The organism is Kitasatospora sp. NPDC001683 (genome assembly GCF_053596495.1).
Window position 1 is genome coordinate 1 of record NZ_JBSFGK010000031.1, and the last position, 15,924, is coordinate 15,924.

A 15,924-nucleotide genomic window follows, 5' to 3' on the forward strand; every position below is an offset into this window, starting at 1 on the left:
GCTCCCACAGCTCACGCCGCTGGGCGGCCAGCCCGTCCCCGAGCGCTTCGTCGGGGACGATCCCGCGGTAACTGGCGCACCCCCGGACCCGCTCCACGCCGCCTCGTCGCGCGGCTTCGGCGCTGCCGCTCCCCCCGACACCCCGGCAACCCCGCCGCCCCCCTGGCAACACCCTCCGGCGAGAGCGTCCGCACGGACCCCGGCGAGCCCCCACCTCCGGGGGCGTCGTTGATCTCACGCTAACAAACCGCGTGGTTGGTTTGTCAATAGTGAGATCCACGAAAAATCCACAATCGTGACGACCCGGTCGGATCGGTGTGTCGGGGTTGACCAGGAAGTTGTGGGTCCGTCAGGGGCGCGTGCGGCCGTGCCGCATGCCCCGGGCATGGAAACCGCGCGGTCTGGAATCCGACATTCCATGCATCATGGCAGTACGGAGTGACACCGCGCGAGTGCTCAACGCAGTGATGGACGGAACTCGGGACGGCCCGGGCCCGCGCTCAGCGCAGCAGCCGGCGCTCCTTGGCCACCGCCACCGCGCCCGCCCGGGTGTCCACGCCCAACTTGTCGTAGATCCGGCCCAGATGGGTCCTTACCGTCGCCTCGCTGATGAACAGCGCCCGGGCGATCTCCCGGTTGCCCAGCCCCTGTGCCAGCTGTTCGAGGATGTCCTGCTCGCGCTCGGTGAGCTGCGGCGCCGGCGCCCGCATCTGGGCTATCACCCGGGAGGCGACCGGCGGCGAGAGCACCGTCCGGCCCAGCGCGGCCGCGTGGACGGCGGCGAACAACTCCTCCGGCCGTTCGGCCTTCAGCAGGTAGCCGGTGGCGCCCGCGGCGATGGCCCGGGTGATGTCGGCGTCGGTGTCGTACGTGGTGAGCACCAGGACGTGCGGTCCGCCGGGGGCGGCGCGCAGGCCGGCGTCGCCGCGCTGGCGAAGTGACCCACCCTGGTCGGCCGGGCGCGTTCCAGGGCGCTCTCCGAGCGCGTTGCCGGCCGTCGTCCACGAAACGCGCCCTGCCGCCGTCCCGGCCGTAGACCCGGACCCGCCGCCCCACGGTGTCCTCGTTCGGGTGAACAAGGGAGGGGTCGCCGCAGAACAGGCGGTGACCCTTCGAAAAGCCGATGTCGTTGTCAGTGGCGCGTGGCAGGCTTCCCGGTATGACGGCGTGGACCCTCAACGACATCGAACGTGCGATCCGCTCCTCCTGGGGTGTCGACACCTGTGCGCCCGAGGACCTGGCCCACTGGCGTCCCGACAATCCCGCCCGCGGCCAGTGCGGGGTGACGGCCATGGTGGTGCACGACCTGCTCGGCGGCGAGCTGATGATGGGCGAGGTGCACGTCGACGGGGTCCGGACGGACCTCCACTGGTGGAACCGCTTCGCCACCGGCTTCGAGATCGATCTCACCCGCGAGCAGTTCGGCCCGGAGGAGCTGGTCGGCCCCGGTCGCCCGGTCGCTCGTCCGGCCCGCCCCGGCCGGCTCCAGGCCCAGTACGAGCTGCTGCGCCACCGCGTGGTCACCGAGCTGGAGCGCGGGGCCGCCGCGAGCCGGATCCGCCGACCGGTGCGGGTCGCCTAGCCGACCGGCCCGGGTCCCTTAGGGCCGGGACGGACACGCCTCGGCGCACCAGCCGGGAAGACCGACGCTGACCACCCCGGCTCCGAAGCTCCCCTGACGTACAGTCGGCCCGGACGGACCACCGTACGGGTGGCGGCGACGACGGGAGTGCGCGGATGAGCGGGGCGACGGTCGGTTTCGTGGGGCTGGGCGCGATGGGGCGGGGCATGGCCGGCAGCCTGCTGAGGGCCGGCCACGCCGTACGGGTCTGGAACCGCTCGCCCGAGCCGGTGGCGGCGCTGGTGGCCCAGGGGGCGGAGGCGGCGGGCTCGCTCGCCGAGGTGTTCGCCGCCGATGTCGTGGTCTCCATGCTGGCCAACGACCAGGCGGTCGAACGGCTGTTGCTCGACCCCGAGTTGCTGGCGGGCGCGAAGGCGACCCTGCACGTCAACATGGCCACGGTCTCGCTCGCGCTGGCCGAACGCGCCGAGGAACTGCACGCCGAGCACGGCATCGGCTACGTCGCCGCGCCCGTCCTCGGTCGGCCCCCGGTCGCGGCGGAGGGGAAGCTCAACATCCTGGCCGCGGGCGCGCCCGAGCTGCTGGACCGGGCCGAGCCGCTGTTCGCCGCGATGGGCGATCGCGTCTGGCACTTCGGCGACGCTCCCCGGCAGGCCAACACCGCCAAGATCAGCACCAACTTCCTGCTGGCCTGCGCGATCGAGTCGATGGCCGAGGCGTGCAGCCTGGCCGAGGCCCACGGCGTGCGGCCCACCGACCTGGTGGAGATGTTCACCGGCACGCTCTTCCCCGGGCCGGTCTACTCCGGTTACGGCTCGATGGTGGCCGAGCGCCGGTACGAGCCGGCCGGGTTCCGGCTGCCGCTCGGTCTCAAGGACGTCGGCCTGGCGCTGGAGGCCGGGGCCGCGCGCCACGTCCCGCTGCCGTTCGGCGGCATCCTGCGGGACGCCTTCCTGGACGCGCTGGCGCACGGCGACGGGGAGAAGGACTGGGCCGCCGTCGCCGAGGTCGCCCGCCGCCGGGCCGGCCTGCCGGACTGAGCACCGCCGCGCCCGCCTGCTCACAAGCACCGGACAGGCGGGCAGCCGCGCGGGACCCCGGGCAGGGCGCAGGCGCGGAATACCCGGCGCGCGGCTGGTGCTCGCACCTCTGTCCGCAACACCCGACCGGGGGAGCACCGATGACCGACCAGCCGTCCGGCGCCGAGGCGCCGCGCCGTTTCCTGTTCCTCGACGCCAGCTCGCGCGCCGGCGGCAACACCGAACAACTCGCCCGGCTGGCAGCCGAGTCGAGCCTGCCGGAGGGCGCGGAGCAGCGCTGGCTGCGGCTCGCCGACCACCCGCTGCCGCCCTTCCAGGACCTGCGGCACACCGGTGACGGCGGCTACCCGGAGCCGGTCGGCCACGAGCGGACCCTGCTGGAGGCCACCCTGGAGGCCACCGACCTGGTCTTCGTCGCGCCGGTGTACTGGTACACGCTGCCGACCACCGCCAAGCTCTACCTCGACTACTGGTCGGCCTGGTTCCGGGTGTCCGGGGTGGACTTCCGCGCCGGGATGGCCGGGGGCACGCTGTGGGACGTCAGCGTCCTGGCCGGCACGGAGGAGCAGGCCGAGCCGATGATCGGCACCCTCAAGCTGACCGCCGAGTACATGGGGATGCGCTGGGGCGGCGCGCTGATCGGCAACGGGACCCGCCCGGGGGACGTCCTGCGGGACGAGCGGGCGCTGATCGCGGCCAAGTCCTTCTTCACCGGCTGAGTCGGCGCCGCGGCCCCGGGGTGGCGTCATGCCGACCCGGGGTGGCGCCATGCCGACCCGGGGTGGCGTCATGCCGACCCCGGCCGACTGACGTATTCACGCCATCGAGGCCCGTGCGGTACCGTCCTTCCGGGCGTGTACCCGTCACTCCGCGGTCATCTTTTGGCAAAGCACAAAAGCCCTACCGGAGGACGGAGTTGGGCGATTCGGGCGCCCCGGCCCCGGGAACGTGCCGCAGCGGGGCACCTGCCTTCCGGAGTGGCCGGATCGTTCGGTACTCTCCGTCGGACTTTCAGCTTCGCGGGGGGTCCGCGGCGTCTGCGGCCGCCCCCTCGCGCCCGGGCCTCGCCCGGACACTTCCGTGAGGTCTCCTTGTCCATACGTCGCAGTCTTGCCCTGGCCGGCGTCGCCGCGCTCACGTCCTCGCTGGTGCTGGCCGGCGCCCAGGGCGCCATGGCCGTCGGTTCCACCGGCACCCCGTCCGCCGCCGCGGCGCCGGCGGACCAGAAGTCGAAGTACGCCCTCGACCTCTCGGTGCACGGGGTCCCCGGCACCTTCATCGCCGGTGGCGCTCCCCGTGAGTTCACCTACCGGATCGACAACTCCTCCAAGCACGACGACGTCTTCTACCCGTTCGTGAAGCTCAAGAACAAGCAGGGCTCGCTGGAGGCCAAGCACCTCAAGATCGAGTACCAGCTGCCGGGCGAGGGCTGGCAGACCGGTGTGGCCGCCCCGGGCGGCGGGGAGCACGACGACGACTCCGTCCTGATGCTGCTCGGCGGCGTCGGGTCGGACGGCGACGTCACCGACGACTCCCTGCTCGTCCTGAACCGCGGCGAGAGCCTCACCATCAAGGTGCGGCTGTCCTTCACCGACAACGCCCCGCTCGGCCGGGCCGGCCTGGTCCCGGTGGTCTTCGCCAGCGCGCTCGACGACGACAGCCACCTGCCGGTCGACAACGGCGCCTTCAGCTGCGACGGCGTCCGCGGCGCGGGCTTCACCATCAAGAAGGCGGGCCCGACCCCGACCGGCAAGCCGACCCCGACCCACACCGGCAAGCCGACCCCGACCGGGACCGGCACCCCGACCGGAACCGGCACCCCGTCGGCGAGCCACACCCCGACCACCACCCCCAGCACCGAGCCGACCACCCCGGCCCCGACCACCGCGGCGCCGACCACCCCGGCCCCGGGCACCGCCTCGCCGTCCGCCTCCGCCTCGCCGTCCGCCTCGACCGGCGCCCCGGCCCCGTCCGGCGGTGCCACCGACGGCGGCAGCGACGCCCAGCAGCCGATCGACATCCCGGTGACCGTCCCCAACGTGACCCCGCCGAAGATCACCCAGGCCGGCGTGACCAAGGCCAAGGCGGCCGCCGACAAGGCGAGCAAGAACCTCGCCAGCACCGGTGGCGGCGACGACACCACCGCGATCGCGGCCGCCGGTGGCGCCGTCCTGGTCGCCGGTGTCGGCACCCTCGTGGTGCTGCGTCGCCGCAAGGCGGGCCAGCAGGGCTGACCCGGAGCTGACAGCCGGGGGGCTTTTCCCGAGTACCCCCGTGCCGCCCACCCGTCCGCTCGGACGGGCCTCCGGGCGGCACGGGCGGTACTCCTCCGTCACATAGGATGTCCGGCCGGAGGGGGGCGGAACGGCGGGGAGAGGGACAGGTGCGGGAAGAACGCACGGCACGGATCACCACCGACTACGAATCCGCGACCGGTCGGATCGCGGGCCTGCCGCTCCGCAGGCACCACGTGCTGCTGACGGCGTGGACGGTGCTCTGGTTCTTCCTGGTCGAGCCCAGGGGCGGCTTCTCCTGGCACTACCTGCGCCAGGGCGAACAGCTGCTCTTCAGCGGGCAGCCCGACGGCGGCCTCTCGCTCTACGCCCACCACCCCGAGCTGCAGATCGGCCCGGTCAGCCTGGCCGCCGCCCGGCTCACCGCCCCGTTCTCACCGCACGTCGGCCAGCTGATGGCCGAGGCGGTGAGCGCCGGGCTCGGCCTGGTGATGCTGGTCCTGGTCGGCCGCACCGCCGCCCTCTACTACCTCGGCACCGGCACCAACCACCGCCGGCTCCAGCAGCGCCTGCTGATCGCCGGGCTGGCGTTCATCCCGATGTGGGTCGAGGTCTCGGTCCGCTTCGCGCACCTGGACGACGTCCTCGCGCTGTTCTTCACCACCCTCGCCGCGCACGGCCTGGCCCGCGGCAAGCCCGTCCAAGTCGCGGTCTTCCTGGCCCTGGCGGTCGATTCCAAACCCTGGGCGATCGCCTTCGCCCCGCTGATCCTGGCCCTGCCACGGCCCGCCTGGCTGCGCACCGCGCTCTGGTTCTGCCTGCTGGTCGCGGTCGCCTGGCTGCCGTTCTACCTGGGCAACCTGGACACCATGGCGGCCGCCAAGTTCACCATCCCGAACCAGCCCGCCTCCGCGCTGCGCTGGTTCGGGGTCACCGACCCGTCCACTCCCTGGTGGGACCGCCCGACCCAGTTCGCGCTCGGCATCGGCCTCGGCTGCGTCGCCGTCTGGCGCGGCCGCTGGCCGGCCGTGGTGCTGCTCGGCGCGGACGCCCGGATCCTGCTCGACCCGAGCGTCTACACGTACTACACGGCCTCGATCCTGCTCGGCACCCTGCTCTGGGACGCGGTCGGGCAGAAGCGGCTGGTCCCGTGGTGGAGCTGGATCGCGCTGGCCGCGTTGTACGGCGGCACGCTGTTCCTGCCGTCCGACCCGGCCCGCGGCTTCGTCCGGCTCGCCTTCGTGGTGGTCTCCGCCGCGTACGTGCTGCTCTGGCCCACCCAGCAGACCCGCCGACCGCGGCCACCGGCCGGGGGCGGCGGCGGGGACGGGCGCCGTCGGTCGGCCCGGCGGCGCGAGCGGGAGCTGGTCAGCGCCTGAGTCCCGCCCGGAAACACGGCTTGACCCTCACGTGACGTGAGAGCGCAGGGTGGTGGTCAGCGCCAGGGAGGAGTTTCCGGATGAACGAGGGCGAGGGGCACTCGGTCGGCGCCGTGGCGAAGATCGCCAAGGTGACCGTCCGCACCCTGCACCACTACGACGAGATCGGCCTGCTGTCCCCCGCGGGCCGCACCCGGGCCGGCTACCGCCGGTACGTGGACGCCGACCTCGACCGGCTGCAGCAGATCCTGTTCTACCGCGAGCTCGGATTCCCCCTGGAGGAGATCGCGGCGATTCTGGACGACGACTCGGTCAGCCCGAGCGAGCACCTCCGGCGGCAGCACCGACTGCTGACCGACCGGATCAGGCACCTCCAGGACCTCGCCGCAGCCGTCGAACACGCCATGGAGGCACGCAGGATGGGCATTCAGCTGACCCCGGAGGAGAAGTTCGAGATCTTCGGCGAGGGCTACCAGGAGGAGTGGGAGCAGGAGGCCGAACAGCGCTGGGGCGACACCGAGGCCTGGGCCGAGTCCCAGCGCCGCACCGGCGGCTACACCAAGGCCGACTGGCAGCGCATCCAGGGCGAGATGACCGAGCTCAACGACGGCCTGGTCGCGGCCGTCACCGCCGGCGAGCCCGCCGACGGCACGGTGGCCATGGACCTCGCCGAGGCGCACCGGCAGCACATCCGCCGGAACTTCTACGACTGCACGTTCACCATCCACCGCGGTCTGGCGTGCCTGTACGTCTCGGACCCGCGCTGGACCACCACCTACGAGGAGCTCGCCCCCGGCCTGGCGCAGTGGCTGCACGACGCCATCGTCGCCAACGCCGACCGGCACGAGAAGGCGTAGCGGGAGGCGCCGGGGACGGCGCCGAGGGAGGCGCAGCGGGTGTCGTGGCGGGTGTCGTGGCCGGTCACGCCACCCCGCGCCCGAAGGAGCGCCGGTACGCGGTCGGCGAGGTGCGCATCACCCGCCCGAAGTGGTGGCGGAAGGTCGCCGCGCTCTCGAAGCCGACCGCCGCGGCGATCTCCTCCACCGTCCCCTCCGGCGACTCCAGCAGCGCCAGACTGGCCGCGATGCGCTGGGTGACCACCCAGCGCATCGGGCTGGTGCCGTTGCGGGCGGTGAAGTGCCGCAGGTACGAGCGGTCCGACATCCGCGCCGCCCGGGCCAGCACCGAGACGGTCAGCGGGTCGGACAGGTGGTCCAGCGCCCACTGCATGCTGCGGGCGATCCCGTCCTCGTCCTCCTCGACCGGGCGGACCGCCGCCTCGATGAACTGGGCCTGTCCGCCGTCCCGGTGCGGTGCCACCACGAAGCGGCGGGCCACGCTGTTGGCCACCTTGGCGCCGTGGTCCCGGCGGACCAGGTGCAGGCACAGGTCGATGCCGGCCGCGCTGCCCGCGCTGGTCAGCACGTCGCCGTTGTCCACGTACAGCACGTCCGGGTTGACCCGCACCCGCGGGTAGCGCTGCTGGAGCAGTTCGGCGTACCGCCAGTGGGTGGTCGCCTCCTTGCCGTCCAGCAGCCCGGCGGCGGCCAGCGCGAAGGCGCCCGAGCAGATCGACACGATCCGGGCGCCGCGTTCGTGCGCCGTCCGCAGCGCCTCGACCAGACCGGGGGAGACTCCCCCGGTCTGGCGGCCGGGAGGCGCCCCCACGCCGCTGAAGGCGTTGCGCACACCGGGGATGACGACGGTGTCGGCCGCGGCGAGGTCGTCCAGGCCGTGCCGGGCGGTCAGCGCGAAGCCGCCCACCGCGTCCAGTTCCGCCCCCGGCCGGTCGGCGCACACCTTGAGCCCGTACCAGGGCGCCGCCAGCAGCCCGCCCAGCTCGGGCCGCGCCAGCCCGAACACCTCGACCACCACGCCGAGTTCGAACGGTGCCATGCCATCGAAGGCGTACACCGCGACGTCGTGCACGGGCTCCGGGCGCCGGCCGATGGTGACGGCCACCGGGCGTGGCCGGGCGACCCGGTCCTCGGCGACCTGCCCGGCGACCTGCTGGGAGATCTGCCCGGCAGCCTGCTCGGCGATCTGCTCGGCCATGCGAACCCCCTGCTCACGGGTGGCGGAATCCCGGTGAGTGTAGCCGTCCCGGCCACCCCGGAACTTCGGACCGCCCTGCCGCAGCGGCCACGCCGGGGAACGCCGAAGGGCCCGGCCTCCCCGCGACGGCGGAGACCGGACCCTTCAACGGTCGGTCCAGGCTGGTCCAGGCCGGTTCGGCCCGGTTCAGGCGAGCGAGGCCATCCAGGCTTCGACCTCGTCGGAGCGGCGCGGCAGGCCGGCCGAGAGGTTCTCGTTGCCGTCGGCGGTGACCAGGATGTCGTCCTCGATCCGGACGCCGATGCCGCGGTACTCCTCCGGCACGGTCAGGTCGTCCTGCTGGAAGTACAGGCCGGGCTCGACGGTGAGCACCATGCCGGGCACCAGCAGGGCGTCGACGTGCTCCTCGCGGCGGGAGTGGGCGCAGTCGTGGACGTCCAGGCCGAGCATGTGGCCGGTGCCGTGCAGGGTCCAGCGGCGCTGCAGGCCGAGCTCCAGGACCTTCTCGAGGTCGTACACCGAGGCGTCCAGCAGGCCCCAGGCGAGCAGCCGCTCGGCGAGGACGCGCTGCGAGGCCTCGTGGAAGTCGCGGAAGCGGGCGCCCGGCTTGACCGCGGCGATGCCGGCCTCCTGGGCGTCGTACACCGCGTCGTAGATCTTCCGCTGCAGCTCGGTGAAGGAGCCGTTGATCGGCAGGGTGCGGGTGACGTCGGCGGTGTAGAGGGTGTGGGTCTCCACGCCGGCGTCCAGCAGCAGCAGTTCGCCGGGACGCACGTCGCCGTCGTTGCGGACCCAGTGCAGGGTGGTGGCGTGCGGGCCGGCGGCGGCGATGGTGCCGTAGCCGACGTCGTTGCCCTCGACCCGGGCGCGGCGCCAGAAGGTGCCCTCGATCCAGCGCTCCGAGGTGGCGACGGCCCGGCCCAGCTCGCGGACCACGTCGGTGAAGCCGTTGACGGTGGCGTCGCAGGCGGCACGCAGCTCGCCGATCTCCCACTCGTCCTTGACCAGCCGCAGACCGCTCAGGAACTCCTTGAACTCGGCGTCCTTGTCGGCGTCCAGGACGTTGGCGAGCGCGGCCTCCAGGCCGGCGTCGTAGCCGCGGACGATCCGGGTCGGCACGGTGGAGTCCTTGGCACGCTCGGCCAGCTCCTCGGCGGCCTGGCGGACGTCCCGGGCCGGCAGGCCGAGCAGCTGCTCCTGCTCGCTCAGGCTGTGCCGGCGGCCGACCCACAGCTCGCCGTGGCCGTCCAGCCAGAACTCGCCGTTCTCGCGGTTCGAGCGGGGCAGCAGGTAGAGGGTGAACTCGTGGCCGGCGTCGCCGGTGGGCTCGCCGACCAGCACCGCGTCCTCGGTCTGGTCACCGGTGAGGTGGACGTACTCGCTGGCGGCGCGGAAGTTGTAGTCGGTGTCGTTGGAGCGCACCCGCAGGTTGCCGGCGGGGACGACCAGGCGCACGCCGGGGTGGGCGGCGGACAGCTTGGCGCGGCGCTCGGCGGCGTACCCGGCCTGGGCGATCGGGGCGAGCCCGTGCAGCTCGGTGTCGGCCCAGCCGGACTTCATCGAGGCGGACAGCTCGTCCGAGATCTCGCCGTAGAGGCCGTTCTTGCGGCCCTTGAACTGCGGCGGCTCCTCGCCGCCCTCGGCCTCGGGGTTCTCGGCCACCGCGGGGATCCGGTCCTCGGTCACGTGCAACGCCTCCTAGGGGGTGGTACCGCCGCCCTCGGGGGGAGGTGTCGGGTCGCGACACGCGCGGGCGGCCGTGCGTCCATGGTACGGACGCCCGGTCGCCCGTCGGTTCGGGGTTCGTATGCCCACTCGTACGCCTGCCCGGACACCTACTCGGGCGCCTACGCGGACACCTACTCGGGCACCTACTCGAAGCGCGCGGCCAGCAGCATCAGGTCGTCGGTGGCCGGGGCGGCGTCCGGGTCGGGGCAGACGGCCAGCAGGTGGGCGCAGAGCCGGTCCGGGTCGATCCGCACGTCGCGCGGGGCGTCGGCGGCGGCCCGGCGCAGGTTGGCCTGTCCGGCGTGCAGGGTCGGGCCGCAGCGGCGGGCCAGGCCCTCGGTGTAGAGCAGCAGGGTGTCCCCGCGCGCGGCGGTGAACTCGACTCCGGGGGCCTCCCAGCAGGCCAGCATGCCGAGCGGCGCGGAGAGCGAGGTCTCCACGAATTCGGCGCCGTGCCGGCCGACCAGGACGGGCGGGCAGTGCCCGGCCCCGGCGAGGGTGATCCGGCGTTCCTCCGGCTCGACCCAGGCGTAGACGGCGGTGGCGGTGCGGGTCGGCTCGGTGGTCTTGAGCAGCAGTTGCAGGTCGCCCAGGACGGAGACCGGGTCCTCGCCCTCCAGCACCGCGTACGCCCGCAGTGCGGCCCGGATCCGGCCCATCGCGGCGGCCGCGCCGGGGGCGGAGCCGGGGCCGGCGCCCGGTCCGTCGCCGGAGACCGAGCCGACGGTGAGGCCGAGGGTGCCGTCCGGCAGCGGGATGGCGTCGTACCAGTCGCTGCCGTTGGAGTGGTCCAGGCCGGCCGGGACGAGCCGGGCGGCCAGCCGCAGACCGTCGGCCTGGGGGAGGTGGTCCGGCAGCAGTCCGCGGCGCAGCGCCTCGGTGGTGCGCCGGGTGCGCTCCGCCTCCAGTTGCCTGGCCAGCAGCTGAGCGGCGATCTCGCAGTAGTGGTGGGCCAGTTCGCGCTGGCACCGGGTGGGTTCGGCGGGCCGGTCGTAGAACCAGACGGCGGCCGCGAGCGGGCCGTCCTCGACGGTGGCGAACGGCAGGCCGACGGCGCCGCCGAGGCCGAGGTGGACGGCGAGTTCGCGCAGCCGGCCGCCGATGGCCGGGTCCTCGGCGAGGTCGCGGGAGTGCAGCTGTTCGGGCCGGTCCTGTTCGCGCAGCAGCCGGGCGAGCAGGCTCTGCTCGGTCGGGACGGTCTCCAGGGCGCCGAGGCTGGCCCGGTCGAGGCCGAGGCCGACCGGCTGGCCGGCGCCGCCGCCCGGCATCAGGGTGACCAGCACGCCGCGGCTGGCGCCGAGCAGGGCGGCGCCGGAGGCGAGGACGGCGTCCAGGGTGGCGTCGAGGCCGCGGGCGCGGACGAGGCGCTCGGTGTGCTCGTGCAGGCTGGTGATATCGGACAGACGTCCGGCCAAACGGTCCTGCACCGTGGCGGACGGTGCCGTGGGGCCGTCCGCGGCGGCGGTGTCGCCGTCCGGTGCGTCGGCGGGGCCGGGCAGGTCCGGCGGGTCGAGGACGGTGAGCCCGCCTGCGCAGCCGGGCTCGCCCGGTTCGGCGGTCGTCGGCGACGGGTGGGACGTCGACGGGTGGGAGTTGGTCATGCCGCCACTCCTGACGCGGTGCTACGTGCCATGCGGAACCCCCAGATACGGCCAATGTGGTGCGAGCACGGCCAAAGGGCGTGATTCGCCTCGATTCGCTACTACTCGTCATTGATCGACAGCAATGCCACCACTTCTACACAGGCCATTCGGGGCATGTCCAGATCCGGGACGACGCGGTGGCCGGTTCCACGTCTGTTCGACCCGGTCGGAGGGCGTGCGCGGAACGCGGCGCGCCGGTCGGGGCCGCAGGCATGGAGCGAGCCGGGAGCGGGCAGAACGGAGGGGACGGACCGGGCGGCCGTCCGGATCCTATGTCCGCGCCGCCCGCACTCCTGGGCTGGCCGGAAGTCTCTCACTCGTACGGTGGAACCAAGCGCGCCCGGGCGGCGTCCATCCGGTCGCATACGGGATTCTCGTTCCAAGGGCTGTTCCAGTGCGCGGCCCTTCTCATGTCGTGCTCCACACCGTGCTCCACGTCGTAGCCGCGCCGTCCGCCATGCCGCCCGCCCCGCTTCGCGTCGCCCGGGGCCGTGCCGTCGCGGGCCCGCGTGGCGAGTTCCGGCGGATGTCGGTGGGGCGGAGCGAACCGAGCGGTCAGGGAAAGGAACGAGCGCCATGCGTGAGAACCCGAAGCGCCCGGAGAGCCGGTCGCAGGAGTCGTCCGCCCGGCTGGCCGCGGCCCTGACGGCCGCCGTCGAACACCGCTGGCCCGTGGTGCCGGGCACCGTGCTGTGCGGCGGCCGCTGCTCCTGCGGCGATCCGGACTGCCCGGTGCCGGGCGCCCACCCGCACGACCCCTCGCTGCTGGCCGCCACCACGGACGCCCGGATGGTGCGCTGGTGGTGGGAGCGGCAGAGCCCGGACGCGCCGGTGCTGGCCGCGACCGGCTCCGCGGTGTCGGCGGTCAGCCTGCCCGCGGCGGCCGGCGCCCGGGCGCTGGTCTACCTGGGGGCGCTGCGGCTGCCGCTCGGGCCGGTGCTCGCGATGCCGGGCCGCTACGCACTGCTGGTGGCCCCGTACTCGCTCGACGCGCTGGGCGAGATGCTCGCCCAACTCCCTTGGGTGCCGGGTTCGTTGCGCTACCACGGGCCGGGCGGCTTCCTGCCGCTGCCGCCCGGCGGCGGGGCCATGGGGGTCCCCCCTGCCGGAGGCTGGGGGAGGGTGCGCTGGGTGCTGGCGCCGCGACCGGCGGTGGGCGGCGGGGTGCGGTTGCCGCAGGTCGGGCCGCTGCTGGGTGAGTTGGTCGAGGCGACGGTCCGGCTGGACAGCGGCCGCTCGGCGCACTGACGGGCCGCCGGGCCGTACCGGACTCCGGGCCCGGCGGTGCGGGGCGTTCCGGAAAAAGAAAAGATCCGGCCGCTGGCGACGGGGGATGCACCAGCGGCCGGACTCTTTAGACAGTAACAAGGATCCGCGCCCGCGCCAATTTCCAAGACGCCCTCCAGGCCGGGAAATTGCGGCTTCATGGCGACAATGTGACGCGTATCACCCGGATCCTGCGCCCTTTAGTTCAGGGTGACCTGACGGTTCACCAGGTTCGCGCGGGCGCGCCGCTCCTCGGCGGTGAGCGGAGTCCCGTCGGCGAGGACGGCGGCGAGCCGCTCGCCGAACTCGGCGGCCGGCTTCTCGCAGTCGGCGGCGGTCATGGCGAGCGGGAGGTCCCACACCGGGACGGTCAGGCCGTGCGCGCGGAAGGAGCCGACCAGGCGGGTGTCCGGGCCGAGCGAGGCCTCGCCGGCGGCGTTCAGCCGGGCCAGCGCGTCCAGCAGCTGCTCCTCGGGGACGGTCATCACCCAGCGCAGGTGGTTCTTGTCCGGGGTGCCGCACCAGTAGGCGGCGTCGACGCTGCTGAGCTTCTCGGTCGGGATGGCCGAGGCGTTGGCGCGCTCCAGCGAGGCGGCGACCTCACCGGTGGCGGTCTCGGCGTCCTCCAGCCAGAACTCGAAGCCGGTGTGCACGGTGGGCGTGAAGGCGGCGGTGGTGTCCAGCAGGTCCTGCAGGCGACGGCCGCCGGGGACGGTCCGGCGGGCCGGGACGGGGCTGCCCGGCTCGGTGGTCAGGGCCAGCTCCAGGGCGTCCGCGAGGTCGCGGCTGAGGTCGCCGGAGGAGGACTGGGTCTGCAGGCCCAGCAGGATCGAGCCGTCCGGGCGGCGCAGGGCCGGCCAGGCCAGCGGCAGCACGGTCGCCAGGGTCACCGACGGGACGTCACCCTCGGCGGCCTCGGCCACCCCGGCGGCCAGCGTCAGCGGCACCGTGGCGGCGGGCACCAGCTCGCGCAGCGCCACCCAGTCGGCCTCGCCCGGCAGGCCCTCGAACGGGCGGTGCACCAGCTCCTGCACCGCGTGCGAGGCCTCCCGGCCGTGGCAGGCCTTGTACCGGCGGCCCGAGCCGCAGGGGCAGTCCTCGCGGGCCCCGACCACGGGGATCTCGCCCGTGACGGCGGTGGTGGACTGGCGCTGCGGCGCCTTCTTGGCTGCCTTCTTGCCCATGCTGCGGCTCTCCCGGGGACGGTGGTCCTTTTCACCGGGAAGCCTACTGACAGTTTCTCGGCGCCCGACTCACCCAAGGACCCGGCTCGTCGGGCGGGCCGCTACGCGCTGCGCGCGTCGCCGCCGGTACGCCGGGCGTGCCGGGCGCGCGCGGGCAGTGCCGCCCAGACCGTCACCTCGCCGGGCGCGTCGCGCACGCCCCAGTCGCTGGCCAGCTGGTCGACGATGCCCAGGCCGCGGCCGCCGCGCGAGGTCAGCGAGGGGCTGGCGGGCAGCGGCCGGGTGGCCGCGCCGCCGTCGGTGACCTCCAGGGTGAGGACGCCGTCGGCGTGCATCTGCCAGCGGACCAGCACTCCGCCGTCCGGCTCGATCGTGCCGTCCTCGCGCTCCCGGCCGCCCGGCGCCGGGGGCGTCCCGGAGGGGACGCCGACCAGCACCTGGTCCACCACCTCGGCCCGGGCCCCGCGGCCCAGGGCCGGCAGCGGGCCGAGCGGACGGGCGTACCGGCAGGCGTTGCTCAACAGTTCGGAAAGGATCAGTACGGCATCGTCAATGACCGGTTCCGCTATCTGCCGGTCACCCAGATCTCGACGCAGTCGGCGCCGTGCGACCCCGACACTCGCTGGGCCGTGCGGCACTGCCATGGTCGATGAAGTCGGCACTTCGCGCGCCACCATCAACGCCACCCCCGGACCTCCTTCAGCGTTTGCCGAGGGATGGATGCCCCTTGGTAATGCGTCGGAAACGACCATCGGGGGATCCCACGGATCCATTTCGAGCAGCGCGACGCACGGTCGACAAGAGGTCATTCCGTGCTCACCCTCCGTCGCCCGCGGGCAAGAATTCCGGCAATACCGTGCGCGGAAGGTTTGCTTGCCGACCAGAGTGATCGGGTCCCACCGGTAGGGCGGCGGTTCCCGTCCCGGATCACCGCCCGAGCTGCGCCAGCACCTCGGCGGGCCGGTTGGTGATGATCGCGGACACCCCGAGCTCCAGGCAGAGCTCCACGTCGGCCGGCTCGTCCACCGTCCACACGTGCACCTCGTGGCCCAGCTCGCGCAGCCGGGGCACCAGCTGGGGCTTGGCCTTGATCAGCTCGATGCCCGGGCCGGCGATCCGCGCCCCGCCCGGCAGCGGCCGGCCCGGGCGCAGCTGACCGAGCAGCGGCAGCATCCGTTCGATCAGGAACACCCGCTGGTACTCGGGCGCGGTGGCGGCCACCCGGCCCAGCGCGATCGAGGAGAAGCTCATGATCCGGGCGGACGGGCGGTCGCCCTCCCGGGCCGCGCCGATCTTGAACCGCTCCAGCGTCCGCAGCAGCTCGACCTCGACCAGGCCGCGGAACCGCACCGGGTGCTTGGTCTCGATCGCCAGGTCCACCGGGCGGCCGCAGTCCACCACCAGCTCGAGCAGCCGCTCCAGCCGCAGCACGCCGCGCAGTTCGGGGTCGGTGCTGGGCCGGCCGGTCTTCCAGCCGCCGAAGTCGTACGCCTCCAGCTCGGCGAGGGTCATCGCCGAGACGGTGCCCCGGCCGTTCGAGACCCGGCCGATCCGGCGGTCGTGCACGCAGACAAGGTGGCCGTCGGCCGTCACCCGGACGTCGCACTCGACGGCGTCCGCGCCCTCGTCGAGCGCGCGCCGGTAGGCCGCGAGGGTGTGCTCGGGCAGGGCGTGGGAGGAACCGCGGTGGGCGATCACCTGGACGGAGGGCGCGGTGCGCGCCGCCGCCGGGGGCAGGTCTGGGCTGGTCACGGGCCCAACGATAGGCGGCGCAGGTGACGCGGAGGCGAAGCCGGCCCCAACCTGAGGGGCC

Annotated in this window: 12 protein-coding genes and 2 pseudogenes; 7 read left to right on the forward strand and 7 right to left on the reverse strand. The window is 73.9% G+C overall.

Annotated elements, in window-relative coordinates; all coding sequences use genetic code 11:
• Positions 1-500 precede the first annotated feature (500 nt).
• Positions 501-914, reverse strand: a pseudogene (locus ACWCYO_RS18565) (LuxR C-terminal-related transcriptional regulator); the annotation flags it as partial.
• Positions 915-1,159: 245 nt separating this feature from the next.
• Here ACWCYO_RS18565 and ACWCYO_RS18570 point away from each other — a divergent pair.
• The 6 genes and pseudogenes from ACWCYO_RS18570 (at position 1,160) to ACWCYO_RS18595 (ending at position 7,092) form a co-directional block, all read left to right on the forward strand.
• Positions 1,160-1,582, forward strand: coding sequence for a YunG family protein (locus ACWCYO_RS18570; RefSeq protein ID WP_270145841.1), 423 nt, complete (start codon positions 1,160-1,162; stop codon positions 1,580-1,582).
• 149 nt (positions 1,583-1,731) lie between these two features.
• Positions 1,732-2,622: pseudogene (locus tag ACWCYO_RS18575) on the forward strand (NAD(P)-dependent oxidoreductase); the annotation flags it as partial.
• A 140-nt stretch (positions 2,623-2,762) separates the two neighbouring features.
• Positions 2,763-3,341, forward strand: coding sequence for a flavodoxin family protein (locus ACWCYO_RS18580; RefSeq protein WP_449784807.1), 579 nt, complete (start codon positions 2,763-2,765; stop codon positions 3,339-3,341).
• Positions 3,342-3,713: 372 nt separating this feature from the next.
• On the forward strand, positions 3,714-4,856 hold the full coding sequence (locus ACWCYO_RS18585) for an LPXTG cell wall anchor domain-containing protein (protein ID WP_449784808.1): 1,143 nt from the start codon (positions 3,714-3,716) through the stop codon (positions 4,854-4,856).
• Positions 4,857-5,005: 149 nt separating this feature from the next.
• Complete coding sequence (locus ACWCYO_RS18590) at positions 5,006-6,235, forward strand: hypothetical protein (RefSeq protein WP_405000683.1); 1,230 nt, start codon at positions 5,006-5,008, stop codon at positions 6,233-6,235.
• Between the two features lie 80 nt (positions 6,236-6,315).
• On the forward strand, positions 6,316-7,092 hold the full coding sequence (locus ACWCYO_RS18595; RefSeq protein ID WP_270145847.1) for a MerR family transcriptional regulator: 777 nt from the start codon (positions 6,316-6,318) through the stop codon (positions 7,090-7,092).
• Between the two features lie 64 nt (positions 7,093-7,156).
• On the opposite strand, the gene ACWCYO_RS18600 is transcribed toward ACWCYO_RS18595, so the two are convergent.
• The 3 genes from ACWCYO_RS18600 to ACWCYO_RS18610 form a co-directional block, all read right to left on the reverse strand.
• Positions 7,157-8,290: a helix-turn-helix domain-containing protein gene (locus tag ACWCYO_RS18600; RefSeq protein ID WP_449784809.1), complete on the reverse strand. Its 1,134-nt coding sequence runs from the start codon at positions 8,288-8,290 to the stop codon at positions 7,157-7,159.
• Between the two features lie 186 nt (positions 8,291-8,476).
• On the reverse strand, positions 8,477-9,976 hold the full coding sequence (locus ACWCYO_RS18605) for an aminopeptidase P family protein (protein WP_449784810.1): 1,500 nt from the start codon (positions 9,974-9,976) through the stop codon (positions 8,477-8,479).
• Between the two features lie 185 nt (positions 9,977-10,161).
• Positions 10,162-11,619, reverse strand: a complete 1,458-nt coding sequence (locus ACWCYO_RS18610; RefSeq protein ID WP_270145852.1) for a PP2C family protein-serine/threonine phosphatase — start codon at positions 11,617-11,619, stop codon at positions 10,162-10,164.
• A gap of 618 nt (positions 11,620-12,237) precedes the next feature.
• Between ACWCYO_RS18610 and ACWCYO_RS18615 the strand changes: the two genes are divergently transcribed.
• A complete protein-coding gene (locus ACWCYO_RS18615) occupies positions 12,238-12,909 on the forward strand; it encodes a bifunctional DNA primase/polymerase (RefSeq protein WP_449784811.1) in 672 nt (223 codons plus the stop codon).
• A gap of 218 nt (positions 12,910-13,127) precedes the next feature.
• On the opposite strand, the gene ACWCYO_RS18620 is transcribed toward ACWCYO_RS18615, so the two are convergent.
• The 3 genes from ACWCYO_RS18620 to ACWCYO_RS18630 all read right to left on the reverse strand — a co-directional run bounded on the left by ACWCYO_RS18620 (position 13,128) and on the right by ACWCYO_RS18630 (position 15,863).
• Positions 13,128-14,111, reverse strand: coding sequence for a DUF5926 family protein (locus ACWCYO_RS18620; RefSeq protein WP_270145855.1), 984 nt, complete (start codon positions 14,109-14,111; stop codon positions 13,128-13,130).
• Between the two features lie 101 nt (positions 14,112-14,212).
• A complete protein-coding gene (locus tag ACWCYO_RS18625; RefSeq protein WP_449784812.1) occupies positions 14,213-14,920 on the reverse strand; it encodes an ATP-binding protein in 708 nt (235 codons plus the stop codon).
• 118 nt (positions 14,921-15,038) lie between these two features.
• Positions 15,039-15,863: a glycerophosphodiester phosphodiesterase family protein gene (locus tag ACWCYO_RS18630; RefSeq protein ID WP_270145859.1), complete on the reverse strand. Its 825-nt coding sequence runs from the start codon at positions 15,861-15,863 to the stop codon at positions 15,039-15,041.
• Between the last annotated feature and the right edge of the window lie 61 nt (positions 15,864-15,924).